This is a genomic window from Paenarthrobacter sp. NyZ202 (assembly GCF_049860755.1).
Classification (GTDB): Bacteria; Actinomycetota; Actinomycetes; order Actinomycetales; family Micrococcaceae; genus Arthrobacter.
Genome location: NZ_CP187556.1, coordinates 843,728 through 857,683, shown reverse-complemented (window position 1 = coordinate 857,683; position 13,956 = coordinate 843,728). Strand labels below are relative to the sequence as shown.

Annotated in this window: 12 protein-coding genes and 1 tRNA gene; 8 read left to right on the top strand and 5 right to left on the bottom strand. The window is 62.6% G+C overall.

Translation table 11 applies throughout. The annotated features are described in order from the left end of the window. The first annotated feature begins 14 nt into the window (after positions 1-14). The 4 genes from ACPFL9_RS04165 to ACPFL9_RS04150 all read left to right on the top strand — a co-directional run bounded on the left by ACPFL9_RS04165 (position 15) and on the right by ACPFL9_RS04150 (position 3,808). Complete coding sequence (locus ACPFL9_RS04165; protein WP_426006021.1) at positions 15-1,433, top strand: phosphomannomutase/phosphoglucomutase; 1,419 nt, start codon at positions 15-17, stop codon at positions 1,431-1,433. Between the two features lie 12 nt (positions 1,434-1,445). Continuing rightward, positions 1,446-1,943 carry a hypothetical protein gene (locus tag ACPFL9_RS04160; RefSeq protein ID WP_426006020.1) on the top strand — a complete coding sequence of 166 codons (498 nt, stop codon included), beginning with the start codon at positions 1,446-1,448 and terminating at the stop codon, positions 1,941-1,943. Between the two features lie 23 nt (positions 1,944-1,966). Then, positions 1,967-2,476 (top strand): RrF2 family transcriptional regulator, encoded by a 510-nt coding sequence (locus ACPFL9_RS04155; protein ID WP_426006019.1) that lies wholly within the window; start codon positions 1,967-1,969, stop codon positions 2,474-2,476. A 174-nt stretch (positions 2,477-2,650) separates the two neighbouring features. Next, entirely contained in the window at positions 2,651-3,808 is a 1,158-nt protein-coding gene (locus ACPFL9_RS04150) for a globin domain-containing protein (protein WP_426006018.1), read from the top strand. Positions 3,809-3,897: 89 nt separating this feature from the next. On the opposite strand, the gene ACPFL9_RS04145 is transcribed toward ACPFL9_RS04150, so the two are convergent. Beyond that, positions 3,898-5,724 (bottom strand): phosphoenolpyruvate carboxykinase (GTP), encoded by a 1,827-nt coding sequence (locus ACPFL9_RS04145; protein ID WP_426006017.1) that lies wholly within the window; start codon positions 5,722-5,724, stop codon positions 3,898-3,900. Positions 5,725-6,008: 284 nt separating this feature from the next. Here ACPFL9_RS04145 and ACPFL9_RS04140 point away from each other — a divergent pair. After that, positions 6,009-6,082 (top strand) — tRNA-Arg (locus ACPFL9_RS04140). 254 nt (positions 6,083-6,336) lie between these two features. Here ACPFL9_RS04140 and ACPFL9_RS04135 read toward each other — a convergent pair. Genes ACPFL9_RS04135 through ACPFL9_RS04125 form a run of 3 tightly spaced genes read right to left on the bottom strand, consistent with a single transcriptional unit; the run spans position 6,337 to position 9,297 of the window. Further along, a complete protein-coding gene (locus ACPFL9_RS04135; protein ID WP_426006016.1) occupies positions 6,337-7,284 on the bottom strand; it encodes a fumarylacetoacetate hydrolase family protein in 948 nt (315 codons plus the stop codon). Beyond that, entirely contained in the window at positions 7,281-8,066 is a 786-nt protein-coding gene (locus ACPFL9_RS04130) for a cyclase family protein (RefSeq protein WP_426006015.1), read from the bottom strand. Before ACPFL9_RS04130 ends, ACPFL9_RS04135 begins: the two co-directional genes overlap by 4 nt. Then, a complete protein-coding gene (locus ACPFL9_RS04125) occupies positions 8,059-9,297 on the bottom strand; it encodes an MFS transporter (RefSeq protein ID WP_426006014.1) in 1,239 nt (412 codons plus the stop codon). Before ACPFL9_RS04125 ends, ACPFL9_RS04130 begins: the two co-directional genes overlap by 8 nt. A gap of 144 nt (positions 9,298-9,441) precedes the next feature. On the opposite strand from ACPFL9_RS04125, the gene ACPFL9_RS04120 reads away from it, so the two are divergent. Then, the gene (locus ACPFL9_RS04120) at positions 9,442-10,074 is read left to right on the top strand and encodes a TetR/AcrR family transcriptional regulator (RefSeq protein ID WP_426006013.1); all 633 of its coding nucleotides are present in this window, start codon (positions 9,442-9,444) and stop codon (positions 10,072-10,074) included. Positions 10,075-10,226: 152 nt separating this feature from the next. Here the strand turns inward: ACPFL9_RS04120 and ACPFL9_RS04115 are convergent, their stop codons facing one another. Next, positions 10,227-10,955 (bottom strand): FadR/GntR family transcriptional regulator, encoded by a 729-nt coding sequence (locus tag ACPFL9_RS04115; RefSeq protein ID WP_426006012.1) that lies wholly within the window; start codon positions 10,953-10,955, stop codon positions 10,227-10,229. A 323-nt stretch (positions 10,956-11,278) separates the two neighbouring features. On the opposite strand from ACPFL9_RS04115, the gene ACPFL9_RS04110 reads away from it, so the two are divergent. Together ACPFL9_RS04110 and ACPFL9_RS04105 are read left to right on the top strand one after the other, a co-directional pair. Continuing rightward, positions 11,279-12,901 (top strand): ABC transporter substrate-binding protein, encoded by a 1,623-nt coding sequence (locus ACPFL9_RS04110; protein ID WP_426006011.1) that lies wholly within the window; start codon positions 11,279-11,281, stop codon positions 12,899-12,901. Between the two features lie 149 nt (positions 12,902-13,050). Beyond that, positions 13,051-13,956, top strand: a complete 906-nt coding sequence (locus tag ACPFL9_RS04105; RefSeq protein WP_144661656.1) for an ABC transporter permease — start codon at positions 13,051-13,053, stop codon at positions 13,954-13,956.

Sequence of the window (13,956 nt, the reverse complement as noted above, 5' to 3'; positions counted from 1 at the left end):
GTAGGATTGAGCGCGTGACTAGCGAGCAGAACCAGAATTTCGACCTCTCGGCTTCCTTCAAGGCGTATGACGTCCGGGGAATCGTGGGGGAATCCATCACGGCTGAAATCGTTGAGGCCGTGGGTGCTGCCTTCGTTGATGTCCTTGGCCTGGAAGGCCAAACCGTCCTGGTGGGCGGGGACATGCGCCCTTCCTCCCCGGAGTTCAGCCGGTCGTTTGCCAATGGTGCTGCCACCCGTGGGGCGGACGTGCAGCTGCTGGACCTTATTTCCACGGATGAGCTCTACTACGCCAGCGGCGCGCTCAACGCCGCCGGGGTCACGTTCACTGCAAGCCACAACCCGGCGGAGTACAACGGGATCAAGATGGCCAAGGCCGGTGCGGTGCCGATCTCCTCGGAAACGGGTTTGAAGGAGATCCAGGCCCTGGCAGAGGAATACTTGAACAGTGGTTCCATTCCTGCCGCTGCCGTGCGCGGGCAGATCGGTGTCCAGGATGTCTTGAAGGGTTATGCCGAGTACCTGCGCAAGCTGGTGGACCTGTCCGGTTCGCGCCGGTTGAAGGTCGTTGTGGATGCCGGCAACGGCATGGCCGGGCTGACCACTCCCGCGGTGCTCGGTGACAAGCTGTTGCCTGCCCTGCCCTTCGAGATCGTCCCGCTGTACTTCGAGCTTGATGGCTCTTTCCCCAACCACCCGGCCAACCCTTTGGAGCCGGAGAACCTCCGCGACCTGCAGGCAGCGGTGATCGAGCACGGCGCGGATATCGGCCTGGCCTTTGACGGCGACGCCGACCGTTGTTTCGTGATCGATGAGAAGGGCCAGCCGGTGTCCCCGTCCGCGATCACCGCATTGGTGGCCCGGCGGGAGATCGCCCGGGCCAAGGCAGCCGGTGAAGAAACCCCGGTGATCATCCACAATCTGCTCACGTCCAAGGCTGTGCCCGAGCTTGTCGCCGCTGATGGCGGCCGCGCAGTCAGGACCCGTGTGGGCCACTCGTTCATCAAGGCCGTCATGGCCGAAGAAGGCGCAGTTTTCGGTGGCGAACATTCGGCCCACTTCTACTTCCGCGATTTCTGGAACGCCGACACCGGGATGCTTGCCGCGATGCACGTCCTCGCAGCGTTGGGTGAGCAGGACGGGCCACTGTCGGAGCTGGGCCGGCAGTATGAGCCCTATGTCTCCTCCGGTGAGATCAACTCCGAGATCGAGGACAAGGCCGGCGCGATCGCGCGCGTACGTGAAGACTTCGCCGCAGAAGACATCGACGTCGACACCATGGACGGGTCCACCTTCATCGCCAGGAACGGATCCTGGTGGTTCAACCTGCGCCCGTCAAACACCGAACCGTTCCTGCGCCTGAACGCCGAAGCCAAAGACCAGCCCACCATGGAAAAGATCCGCGACCGCGTCCTCGCCATCGTCAGGGGATAAGGAACACAGACCATGAGCCAAACACCTCAAGCAGCGGGGAATCCGGCCGAAGACCACACGCAAACCTCCACGCCCGGCGCGGAAGATGCCGGGATCGTCCAGGAGCGTGAACTCCGGGAGACCCTTGGTACAGCCCTGGGCACCGCGCAGGAACACCTGCTCCAGAACGGTGGATTCCTTCCCTTCGGCATCACACTGTCCCATGACGGTGAACTCAGGATCGTCATGGTGACGCCCAACGAGCCGGACGAGAACGGCGAGCTCGATGCCGGGCAGATGCTGGACGACGTTCAGCACCTCCTCCGCCAAGGCCGGGACGACTACCGCGCGGTAGCCATTGCCTACGACGTCACCCTGCCGGAACATGGATCGGACGGGATTACGGGAGCAGCGGAGCACCGCGACGGTGGCGTGCTGGCAGCGATAGTTCCCTATCATGAAACAGAAGACGGGTTCACTTTTGGAGCAATGGAGCCCGACACCCACGAGCCGACGATCTGGGTGGACTAGACCTCGTCACGTAAGGGAAAGCCATGAAAATCAATGCTTTCGCGGATGTGAGCCTCCGCGCTGTCATGGTGCTTGCCGCCGCACCGGACGGCACGTTGTTGACCACCCAGGCTGTGGCCAATGCCGTAGGCACTCCTTACAACCACGTCAGCAAAGCCATGGTCCGGCTGCGCGAGATGGGCTTGATTGATGTTGAGAGGGGCAGGCTCGGCGGCTCACGCTTGAACACCGCCGGCCGCCGGGCCACCGTCGGCCAGATCCTGAGGCAGCTTGACAGCCGCCAGGACCCGGCCGAGTGCCAGTCCCCCAATGGCGATTGCCCCCTCCTGACCGAGTGCGGGCTCCGCCATGCCATGAAACGTGCACGAGAAGCCTTCTACCGCGAGCTCGATGCCGTAGTCATTTCCTCTTTGCCCCATGCGCGCCAGATGGCTCCGGTCTTTCAAACCATCGGCCTGCGTCCCGAATTCCAACACGCGTCTGCAGGAGAACCGGCAACCTCACCACAGGCAGCCCCGGCCCTCCCGTCTTGATCGGCCCGCGCCGTCCTGATCGGCCGCCCCCTTCCTGATCGGACCGCGCTTGGCGGACTCAACTTGCATAACCCTTCTACAGGGCGTAGAAATTGAGCTGTGAATACAAGCATTAGAAATACTTGTATTCGGATGGTCCGGACAACCCGGCCGGATACCAACGTCAGGAGAACCATGCTCTCGGAAAAATCCCGCCCCATCATTGAAGCCACTCTCCCACTGGTCGGATCACGGATAGGTGCCATCACCACAGACTTCTACAACCGCCTCTTCTCCGCGCATCCCGAGCTGCTGGACGGCCTGTTCAGCCGATCCAACCAGCGCTCCGGCGAGCAGCAGAAAGCGCTGGCGGGAAGCATCGCGGCGTTCGCCTCCCACCTGGTCGACAATCCAGGCACCCTTCCGGAGAGGGTTCTTTCGCGGATCGCCCACAAGCACGCATCCCTGGGTATCGTCGAGGAACAGTACGGGGTAGTTTACGAGCACCTTTTCGCAGCCATCGCGGCCGACCTCGCTGACGTCATCACGCCGGAAATCGCCGAAGCCTGGACCGAGGTTTACTGGCTCATGGCCGACGCCCTCATCAAGCTGGAAAAGGACCTCTATGCGTCCCAGGCCAACACCCACCTGTGGATGCCATGGCGGGTGGTATCCAAGGAGGCGGCCGGCAAGGATTGCATGACATTCACACTTGAACCTGCTGATGATACGCCGGTTACCGAAGCCAAGCCCGGCCAATACATCAGCGTCAAGGTGGCACTGCCGGACGGCCTCCGCCAGGTCCGCCAGTACTCACTCACCGGCGGCGCGGGAACCAGCCGGGTCTTCACCACCAAACTCAACGACGGCGGCGAGGTGTCCACCGCCCTGCACACCGCCGTCGAACCTGGTGACGTTCTTGAGATTTCCAACCCGTATGGCGAAATCACGCTCAAGGACGGGGAGGGACCGGTTGTCCTTGCCTCGGCGGGAATCGGATGCACCCCTACGGCGTCGATCCTGCGCTCGCTCGCAGACGCCGGATCGGACCGCGACATCCTGGTCCTCCACGCCGAGCGGTCCATGGACAGTTGGGCCCTGAGCGGCCAGATGACTGCGGACGCCGCGAAGATCGATGCCCGGTTGCACCTCTGGCTGGAGTCCCCGGAACCCGGAGCCAATGCCGGCTTCATGTCGCTGCGCGAGGTGGACCTGCCGGCCGGCGCCTCGCTCTACTTGTGCGGGCCGCTGCCTTTCATGAAGAAGATCCGCGACGAAGCGATTGAAGCCGGCATCCCCGCCACCCGCATCCATTACGAGGTTTTCGGACCGGACGTCTGGCTTGCCAACTAGAAAAACCAACGACGGCGGCCTGTCACCTTTCCAGCGAAAGGTGACAGGCCGCCGTCGTTCACTTAGGGACGCCGTTGTCCCTAAGAGGTCTAGGCCAGACGCTTCTTGAGGCCGTCCAGTTCAGACTGCAGTGCTGCCGGGAGCGAACCGCCGAAGTTGGCGAACCATTCCTCGATGGAAGCCAGCTCTGCAGCCCACTCGTCAGCGTCAACGCGGACCGCTGACTCAACCTCGGCCGGGGTCATGTCCAGGCCCTCAAGGTCGATTGAGTCTCCGGTCGGGACGAAGCCGATCGGGGTCTCCACGGCGTCGGCCTTCCCTTCAAGGCGCTCGATGGCCCACTTGAGCACGCGTGCGTTGTCACCGAATCCGGGCCAGGCGAAGCCACCCTCGGCCGTGCGCCGGAACCAGTTGACCAGGAAGATCTTCGGCAGTCGCCCGGGGTTGCCCTTGGCCGACAGGTTGACCCAGTGGTTCAGGTAGTCGCCCGCGTCGTAACCGATGAACGGGAGCATGGCCATGGGGTCGCGGCGGACAACGCCAACGGCGCCGGCGGCAGCAGCAGTGGTCTCCGACGAAAGGGTGGAGCCCATGAAGATGCCGTTGGACCAGTCGCGGGCCTCGGTGACCAGCGGGATGGTGGTCTTGCGGCGGCCACCGAACAGGATCGCCGAGAGCTCCACACCGTCGGGGCTGTAGTACTCGTCCGCCAGCATGTCGATCTGGTCGATCGGCGTGCAGAAGCGTGAGTTCGGGTGCGCAGCCGGGGTTTCCGAATCCGGAGTCCAGGAGTTGCCCTGCCAGTCGGTCAGGTGCGCCGGGGTCTCCTCGGTCATGCCTTCCCACCAGACTCCACCGTCGTCGGTCAGCGCGACGTTGGTGAAGATGCTGTTGCCCTTGGCGATGGCGCGCATGGCGTTGGGGTTGGTGCCCCAGCCGGTGCCCGGAGCGACGCCAAACAGGCCGGCTTCAGGGTTGACGGCCCGGAGTTCGCCTTCCTTGCCGAAGCGCATCCACGTGATGTCGTCGCCAAGGGTCTCCACCTTCCAGCCCTTGATGGTGGGATCGAGGAGCGCAAGGTTGGTCTTGCCGCAGGCGGACGGGAACGCAGCGGAGACGTAGTACGTCTTCTGTTCCGGGGAGGTCAGCTTGAGGATCAGCATGTGCTCTGCCAGCCATCCCTCATCGCGGGCCATCACGGAGGCGATGCGGAGCGCGTAGCACTTCTTGCCCAGCAGGGCGTTTCCGCCGTAGCCGGAACCGAAGGACCAGATGGAGCGCTCTTCAGGGAAGTGCACGATCCACTTCTCCGGGTTGCAGGGCCAGGCAACATCGGCCTGGCCGGGCTCCAGCGGAGCGCCAAGGGAGTGCAGGGCCGGCACGAAGAAGGCGTCGGTCTGTGTGATGCGCTCGAGGACATCCGAGCCGATGCGGGCCATGATGCGCATGGAGGCCACCACGTAGGCGGAGTCGGTGATCTCAACGCCGAACTTGGGGTCTTCGGCATCCAGGTGGCCCATGACGAATGGAATGACGTACATGGTGCGGCCGCGCATGGAGCCGGCGAACAGGCCGCGAAGCTTCTTCTTCATCTCCTCCGGCGCCATCCAGTTGTTGGTGAAGCCGGCATCGCGCTCGTTTTCGGAGCAGATGAAGGTCTGCTCTTCAACACGGGCAACGTCTGCGGGATCGGAGAACGCGGCAAAGGAGTTGGGGAACGTCTCCGGGTTCAGGCGCTTCAGAGTTCCAGCCTCGACGAGCTCGTCGGTCAGCTTCTTGTTCTCTGCTTCGCTGCCGTCAACCCAGTGGATGCGGTCCGGCTGGGTCAGTTCAGCAACTTCCTCAACCCAAGCCAGAAGGCGTGCATGCGTAGTAGGTGCCTTCTCAAGCAGCGGCAGTCGCGCCAGATCGCCCATTGCGGTTCCCTTCCTCGGGTTCAGTGGTGTGTCCTAAACGATAGGGGCCGCGGACCAGACCATTGGGCTTGTCAGACATCTGATCTGCAAAGGAACGAAGAGCAAAACCCCGGGAATTCAAGGATCTTGGCTTCGAGGAAGCGTATTTAAGTGACAAAGGTCACGTAGACCGGTCTAGTTGCGCAGATTACAGCTTCTCGATTTGGAACTTCACATGAACTTCTGTAAAGTTTATTGAGGTTCGAGGGGGTCAGAGAAACAGACCGCCGCGAATCACGCGAAATGCGCCCATAGCTCAGCTGGATAGAGCGTCTGTCTACGGAACAGAAGGTCAGGGGTTCGAATCCCTTTGGGCGCACAAATGAAGACCCGCACCGGTTCGCCGGTGCGGGTCTTTTTCTTTCCCCTGCGTACTAACCGAGCACCCAACCAGGTCGCAGTTGTGCGCGTTTTGAGCCGGCTAAACGCGCACAAGTGCGACTTGGTTGGGTGCTGACGGCGTAGGTAAAGGCACGACGGCGACGCCCGGGTCAGGTGCCTTGCCTTGCCGTCGGCGCTCCGCGGGGTTAGGGCCCGGCGCTCCGCGGGGTCAGGGCTCGGCCCTCCGCGGGGTCAGGGCTCGAAAGGCGTTGGCGGCGTATATCCCCTGCGGCGTGCCCCGGGGACCGGCTGGACCGGCGGAGCTTCTCCCACAACGTTCGTCAGCGTCCCAAGTCGCTCCACGGTCAAGCTCACAACATCCCCAGGCACAAGCGCGGGCGGCGTCAGGGAACCCTGCCAGCCCCAGAATTCCGCCAGGCACCCGCCACCACTGGTTCCAGAGCCCAGGATGTCCCCGCGCCGGACCCAGGTTCCCCTGCTGGCGTAGGCCACCAGCTCGGGAAATGACCACGCCATGTTGGCCAAGGAATCGGCAGCCAGGACCTCCCCGTTGATGGCCACTGACATGGCCAGCTTCAAGAAGCCATCCGAAACAACATCCACCAACTCATCCTTGGTCACAAAGAGCGGCCCCAAGGACGTCGCCGTGTCCTTGCCCTTCGCCGGACCCAGCCCAACCGTCATCTCGGCACGCTGGAGGTCCCGGGCTGACCAGTCATTGAGGATCATGTACCCGGCGATGTGCTCCTCTGCTTCCTCCACGGACAGGTTGAACCCGTCTTTTCCGATGACTGCCGCCACCTCAAGTTCACAGTCGAACTGCTGCGATCCCGGCGCCACCGGAACCACACCGTTGTGACCTATCGCGGCATGCGGGTTGGTGAAATAGAACGCCGGAGCGTCAAACCACGCCGGAGGAACGCCCTTATCCACCGCTACGGAACGCAAAGCGCCAACCGTATGCTGCTCGAACGTGATGAAGTCCCTGATGGAGGTCACATCAAAGGGCGGCAGGAGTTCGGACCCCAAATCCACAACATCACCGGACGGTGCAGTCCAGGGCCGTTCCAGGACATCGAAAACGTTCAGCCCCTCCTCAAAAAGCCGCCCCGCAACCAAGGTGTCGTCTGTCAGCCCAAGGCGCGGAACGCCGTCGTGCATTAACCGGAAGAACTTCACGCCACGGCCTCGTCATCGAGAATCGCTACCGCCCGGGTCCAGCCGGCGGAGGCACCGTGGATTTTTACGGGGAAGCAGGAGATCCGGAATCCGGTACTGGGCAGGACCTCCAGATTATGCAGTTTCTCAATGTGGCAGTAGCCGATCTCCCTACCGGCCTTGTGGCCTTCCCAGATGAGGGAGCTGTCGCCGGTCTCGATGTACCGCTTGGCCGTGTGGATGAAAGGAGCGTCCCAGCTCCAGGCGTCGGTGCCCGTAACCCTCACGCCCCGGCTGGTGAGGAAGAGTGTCGCCTCCCGACCCATGCCACAGCCTGTGGAGAGGTAGTCGTCCATGCCGTACCTCGAGCCCGCGGCCGTGTTGACCACCACGATATCCCCGGGTGCCAACTCATGGCCGATCCTTGCAAGTTCAGTCTCGACATCTGCCGCAGTGGCGACGTATCCGTCGTCCAACGCGCGGAAGTCGAGCTTCACTCCCCGGCCGAAGCACCATTCCAAGGGGACTTCATCGATGGTGATGGCCCGGGCTCCGCCATCCATTGTGGAGGCGTAGTGGTATGGGGCGTCCAGATGGGTACCCGTATGGGTGGTTGCCGTTACCCGCTCGATGGCCCAGCCTTCTTCGCCGGGCAGATCGGCCTCGCCCATGCCGGGAAAGTAGGATACAAGATCCTTCGCAGTTTGCCTGTGCGTGAAGTATTGGATTTCCGGAGTGAGTCCCGGCGGGTCGGAGGCGATGTTCGCCTTAAGGCTGACGGAAAGATCTACGAGCTTAGGCATGGTGCGCCGGTTCCTTCTGTTCGTTGTGGATAGCTTCCGGAGCAGCGCCCGTCCGCGGCAGGAAGAACATAAGCGCCCCGCCTGCAAGGAACACCGCGCCGGAAAGGATGAGCCCTGATGAAAAGCCCCAGGAAGCGGCGATTCCTCCCATCGCCAACGGCGCGAACGCTGCGATGCCACGGCCGATGTTGAAGCAGAATCCGGCCCCCGTCGTACGGATCCTGGTGGGGTACAGCTCGCCCAGGTAGGACCCGAAAAGGCCCGCGAAGGTCATGAAGAACGCGTACAGCGGCCCCATCCAGAGCAGGACTGACTGGTTGGTGACCAGTCCGTAGAGGGGAATCAGGAGTCCGGTGCCTGTGAGGGAGAGGATGATCGCGTTGCGGCGCCCGATCCTGTCCGCCACCCAGCCGAAGGCGAGATAGCCAAGGAACATCCCCAGGTTCAGGATGGTCATGAACACGCTGACTTGCCTGGGATCCAGACCGCGCTCCGTTGACAAGTAGCTCGGCATCCACGTCGACGCACCGTAAAACCCCACAAAGGCGCAAACAGCCACGAGGGTGGCGATGATGGTGCGTCGCCGGTACGGACCCGTGAACAATTCCCTGGTGGTCACGTTGCCGGATTCGCCCTCGACGGCGGAAAGCCGCACCGCGCGCTCGTCCAGCCAAGCCTTCGACTCGGGAAAGAAGAACACCACCATGAGCAGCGGCAGCAACGCGGACAGGCCCGTCACCAGGAACAACAGCCTCCAGTCCGGCATGAATACACCGGCGACCAAGGCTGCAGTGGCTCCGCCGAGGGGGTACGCCGCCAGGACGAACGCAACAGCCCGGCCACGCTGCGATGGAGGCCATGACTCGACGATGTAGGTCGACAGTACGGACCATACGCCGCCGAGCCCGATGCCGGCCAGGAAGCGGAGGGCCACGAAAACCCCGTAATTGGGCACGACGAACAGGGCGGAGGTCAGTGCCACAAACACCGTCATGGACACGATGAGGGCAAGCCGACGGCCCCGGTTATCGGCCAGCCATCCCGTAATGACGCTGGAGCAACCCATGCCCAGGAGTGTTGCGGTTGCCAGCAGTCCCCCGGCTTGGGGCGTCAGACCCAGCTCTTTGGTAATGGCCGGGAGGGCGAAGGAGAGCACAGCGATTTCGAGGGCATCGAAGAGGTAGATCACGAATGACCCAAGGAGGATGAACCATTTGGTTCCACGTCTCATGGTGGAAATCCCTTCTGAAGCGGGCGACGGTGCCCGACGCGAGACAGAACTTATACACCCGTTCAGTTTCTGTTGGGATAGAATTTATACACCCATTCAACTTGTGTCAATGGATGCCGGGCCCGGCGAGATAGGGTGGAGCGCATGTCCACAGAAGTGCAGGGAAACACCGCCGGGACGCGCAGGCGGGAGCAGATCCTGGATATCGCCGTCAGGATGTTTGCGGACCGCGGCTTCGAGGCCACTACCATGCGCGCCGTCGCGGAAGAGATCGGAACGACCGCTCCGCTGGTGATCTACCACTTCGCCACCAAACTGGATCTCTACAGGGCCGTGTTCGCCCGCTACCAACACCTCAACGAGGAGCGCCGCAGGGAGGTCCTCGGGGTGGACACCTCAGCCCCGGATGCCCTTGAGAAAATCGTCGAAGCCTTCCTCCTGCCAACGTTGAAGGCCCAGGAGACCCCGGACGGCAAGCTTTTCGCGCGTCTGGTCCTTCGCGAGGCTTCGGATCCCGCTGCCTACGAGCGCGGCATCCTTGCCGATTACTTCGACCCCATGGCCCGCGACTTCATCAAAGTGATGCGCCAGGTCCTCCCTGACAAGCCCGCAGGGTTCCACGAGTGGGCCTACCTGTTCGGCGTCGGTGCATTGACGGGCACGGCCCTCCCCCACCGGATCGCCGCGCTCTCTGACATCGGAAACATCAACGATTTCCGGTACGACTACCTTCGCGCGGTCCTCGTGGCCGGTTGGCGCGGCACCCCACCCAAGTAGGTCGCATTAGTGCGCGTTTTGACGGCTCAAAACGCGCTTAACTGCGACCCAGTTGGGTGACGGGGGCGGGAAGGTGACGGGCGCGCAGAAACGGAAGCGGCCGCCGTCGTACTTTGGTGAAAAGTACGACGGCGGCCCTTGTGTTGGGTGCGTTACTCGCCCACTGCTTCGCTGATGCGGCGGCGGATGCCGTCGAAGTGGCGGTTGAGGAGTTCAGCAGCCAGGACCTTGTCTCCCTTGGCGACGGCCGCGTAGATGTTGCGGTGGATCGCCGCAGTTTTCACCAAGTCCTCATTACCGGCACCGATCTCCACGTGGATCTTCCGGTAGACCTTCCAGAAAACGCCCATGAGGTTGATGAGCAGTTCGTTGTTGAGGGGTTCGAAGAGGCGGCGGTGGAACTCTGCGTCGGCTGCCACGAAGTTCTCCCCGGCGGCGGCAAGCTCTTCCATTTGCTTGACGGATTCCTCGATGGAGGACAGCTGCCCGGGGGTCATGACGTCGATGGAGGAACCAATCAGGCCGGATTCCAGTGCCTGGCGGACGTCCACGAGTTGCAGTGCTTCGAGGCCCTGGTGGCGAAGGGACAAACGGCCGCGGAAGGTGAGTCCGTCGGCGAGCGCATCGAAGTTACTGGGGGCGACGAACATGCCAAAACCATGCCGGATCTCAATGACGCCAAGCGCCTGCAGAACCTTGAGGGACTCGCGCAGGGTGTTCCGGCCAACGCCAAGGGCTACTGACAGTTCGCTCTCCGTCGGCAAAGGATCGCCCGCCTCAAGCTCGCGCTCAAGGATCAGCTCCATAATGTCCGACTGCAACGCACGCAGCCGGGCCTGTGCGCTGAACCGCGCCTGCGGAACCACACCGGAAGTTGTCATGGCGCTCTCCTTGCCAAGGCACCCGTGAGCCGGCGGGGCCGGGCAGGTGCGGTGTTAATATTGAGGCGAGCTTAGTGCCCACCACAGAATGACTGACTCGCAACATACAATATCGGATGTCCCATGTCCTTGATAAGTATGTCGCGGGAATTCGCAGGAATTCCCGCCAATGCTGCCTTTGGCCATTGATCGCCGACCAGGGGCACGCCCTCCCAGCAGGAAATCTCGCTTGACGTTCCGTTGTGACCGCCCTTACAGTTTCACTACGAGCATCGGACGTCCTACATCCGATAACCCACATAACTCGAATGGTGAGGCACCCTATGAGCAAGACGATCAACAGCCTGCCGCTGGTCAACGACGCCAGCCGCCGGAACTTCCTGAAGCTAAGCGGCGCAGTTGGTGCAGCGGCCGCCTTCACGGCAACACTTTCCGCGTGCGGCGGCGCTGCCAGCACCACTACCAGCAACCAGACCAACACCGCGGCAGTCAACAAGGACCTCATCATCGAGGCGGGCATCTCCTACGCCCTCTCCACCGGCTTCGACCCACTGAGCTCCTCCGGCGCCACCCCGATGGCGGCCAACCTGCACATCTTCGAAGGCCTCATCGAACTGCACCCGGCTACGCGAGAGCCCTACAACGCACTGGCCGCGGCCGACCCCAAGAAGGTCAACGACACCACCTACCAGGTGACCATCCGCGACGGCGCCAAGTTCCACGACGGCTCCCCCGTAACCACAGAGGACGTAGCCTTCTCCTTCACCCGAGTGATGGACCCGGCCAACAAGTCCCTGTTCTCCCAGTTCATCCCGTTCATCCAGGACGTCAAGCCGGTGGACGCCAAGACGGTGGAATTCACCCTCAAGTACGCCTTCCCGGGCTTCGGGCCGCGCATCTCCGTGGTCAAGATTGTCCCCAAGGCTCTTGCCACGGACCTCAAGGCCTTCGACGCCAAGCCGGTGGGTTCCGGCCCGTACAAGCTGGTCTCCGCGGTCAAGGACGACAAGATCGTGTTCGAGGCTTTCGCCGACTACAACGGCCCCAAGCCTGCGTTGGCCAAGGGGATGAACTGGCTGCTGCTCTCCGACGCTGCCGCCCGTGTCACGGCGGTCCAGTCCGGCCGTGTCCAGGCCATCGAGGACGTTCCGTACCTGGATGTGGATGGCCTGAAGTCCAAGGTCAAGGTCGAGTCCGTCCAGTCCTTCGGCCTGCTGTTCCTCATGTTCAACTGCGCCAAGGCACCGTTCGACAACAAACTGGTGCGCCAGGCCCTGCATTACGGCATGGACAAGGAGGCCATCATCAAGAAGGCCCTGTTCGGTAACGCCAAGGCCGCCAGCTCCTACTTCCAGGAAGGCCACCCGGACTACGTCAAGGCCAAGAACGTCTACGGCTACGACGCGTCCAAGGCTGCGGACCTGCTGAAGCAGGCCGGCGTCACCAACCTCGAGTTCGAACTCCTCACCACCGACACAGCGTGGGTCAAGGACGTGGCTCCGCTCATCCTCGAATCCTGGAACAAGATCCCGGGCGTCAAGGTCACGGTCAAGAACCTGCAGTCGGGCGCCATGTACACGGACCGTGTGGGCAAGGGCGACTACTCGGTCGTGGCCGCCCCCGGCGATCCTTCTGTCTTCGGCAATGACGCGGACCTGCTCCTGAGCTGGTTCTACTCCGGCGCCACGTGGATGGAAAAGCGCGCCTTCTGGACCACCCCGGAGCGCGCCAAGCTCCAGGACCTCATGAACAAGGGTTCACAGGCGTCAGGCGACGACGCCAAGAAGACGGTGGGCGAGATCGTGGACCTGGTTTCCGAAGAAGTTCCGCTCTACCCGATCTTCCACCGCCAGCTGCCCAGCGCCTGGGACGAGAAGAAGCTCAACGGCTTCAAGCCGCTGCCCACCACGGGCCTGTCGTTTGTCGACGTCGGACGTACCGCCTAGGCGGTCCCCCAGACCTTTGCGGGGCCCGCTGAACGCGCTAAAACCCCCACATAACGCGCACAGCGGGCCACGCAAACCCCTATCAACCGGAGAACAAATTGGTCACGATATTGCGTCTGCTCGGCCGCAGACTTGCAGCATTGCCATTGATGATCCTGGGCATCACGTTGCTCGTCTTCCTCGTCCTGCAGGCCGCTCCCGGCGACCAGGCCAGCTCGGCCCTCGGTGACGGCGCCAGCGAAGAAGCGAAGCAGCAGTACCGCCAGGAGAACGGCCTCAACGATCCCCTGGTCCTGCAGTACTTCCGTTTCCTCGGCAAGCTCCTGCAGTTCGACCTCGGAGTCACTACTCCCCCGGCCAAGTCGGTCGCTTCCATGATCGGCTCGGCCTTTCCGCTCACTCTTCAGCTGACCTTCCTTGGTGTGCTGATCGCGATCGTCGTCTCCTTGGCGTTCGGCATCATCGGAGCCCTGTACCGCGACAAATGGCAGGACCAACTGGTCCGGGTCTTCTCGATCGCCGCAATCGCTACGCCGTCGTTCTGGCTCGGCATCCTCCTTATCCAGTGGTTCGCGCTCGGCGAGAACCCGATGTTCCCCTCGGGCGGCATTGCGACGCCGGAATCCGGCTTCGGCGGTTGGCTCAACTCGATGGCGCTGCCGGCCCTGGCACTCGGCATTCCCGTCTCCGCCTCCCTGATCCGCGTGGTCCGGACATCCATGGTGGAAGAACTCGACCGCGACTACGTCCGTACCGCCATCGGCAACGGAGTGCCTTACCGGGAGGTCGTCTCCAAGAACGTGCTCCGCAACGCCCTCGTCACCCCGGTGACCGTGCTGGGACTTCGCGTCGGCTACCTGCTGGGTGGCGCCGTCGTGATTGAAATGATCTTCGCCCTGCCCGGCATGGGCCAGCTGATCCTCAACGGCATCACCAACCTGGACGTGAACCTGGTCCAGGGCGTGGTGCTCACCATCTCGGTCACCTTCGTTCTGGTGAACATCGTGGTGGACCTTCTTTACCTGCTCATCAACCCCCGAATCAGGACGGTATAG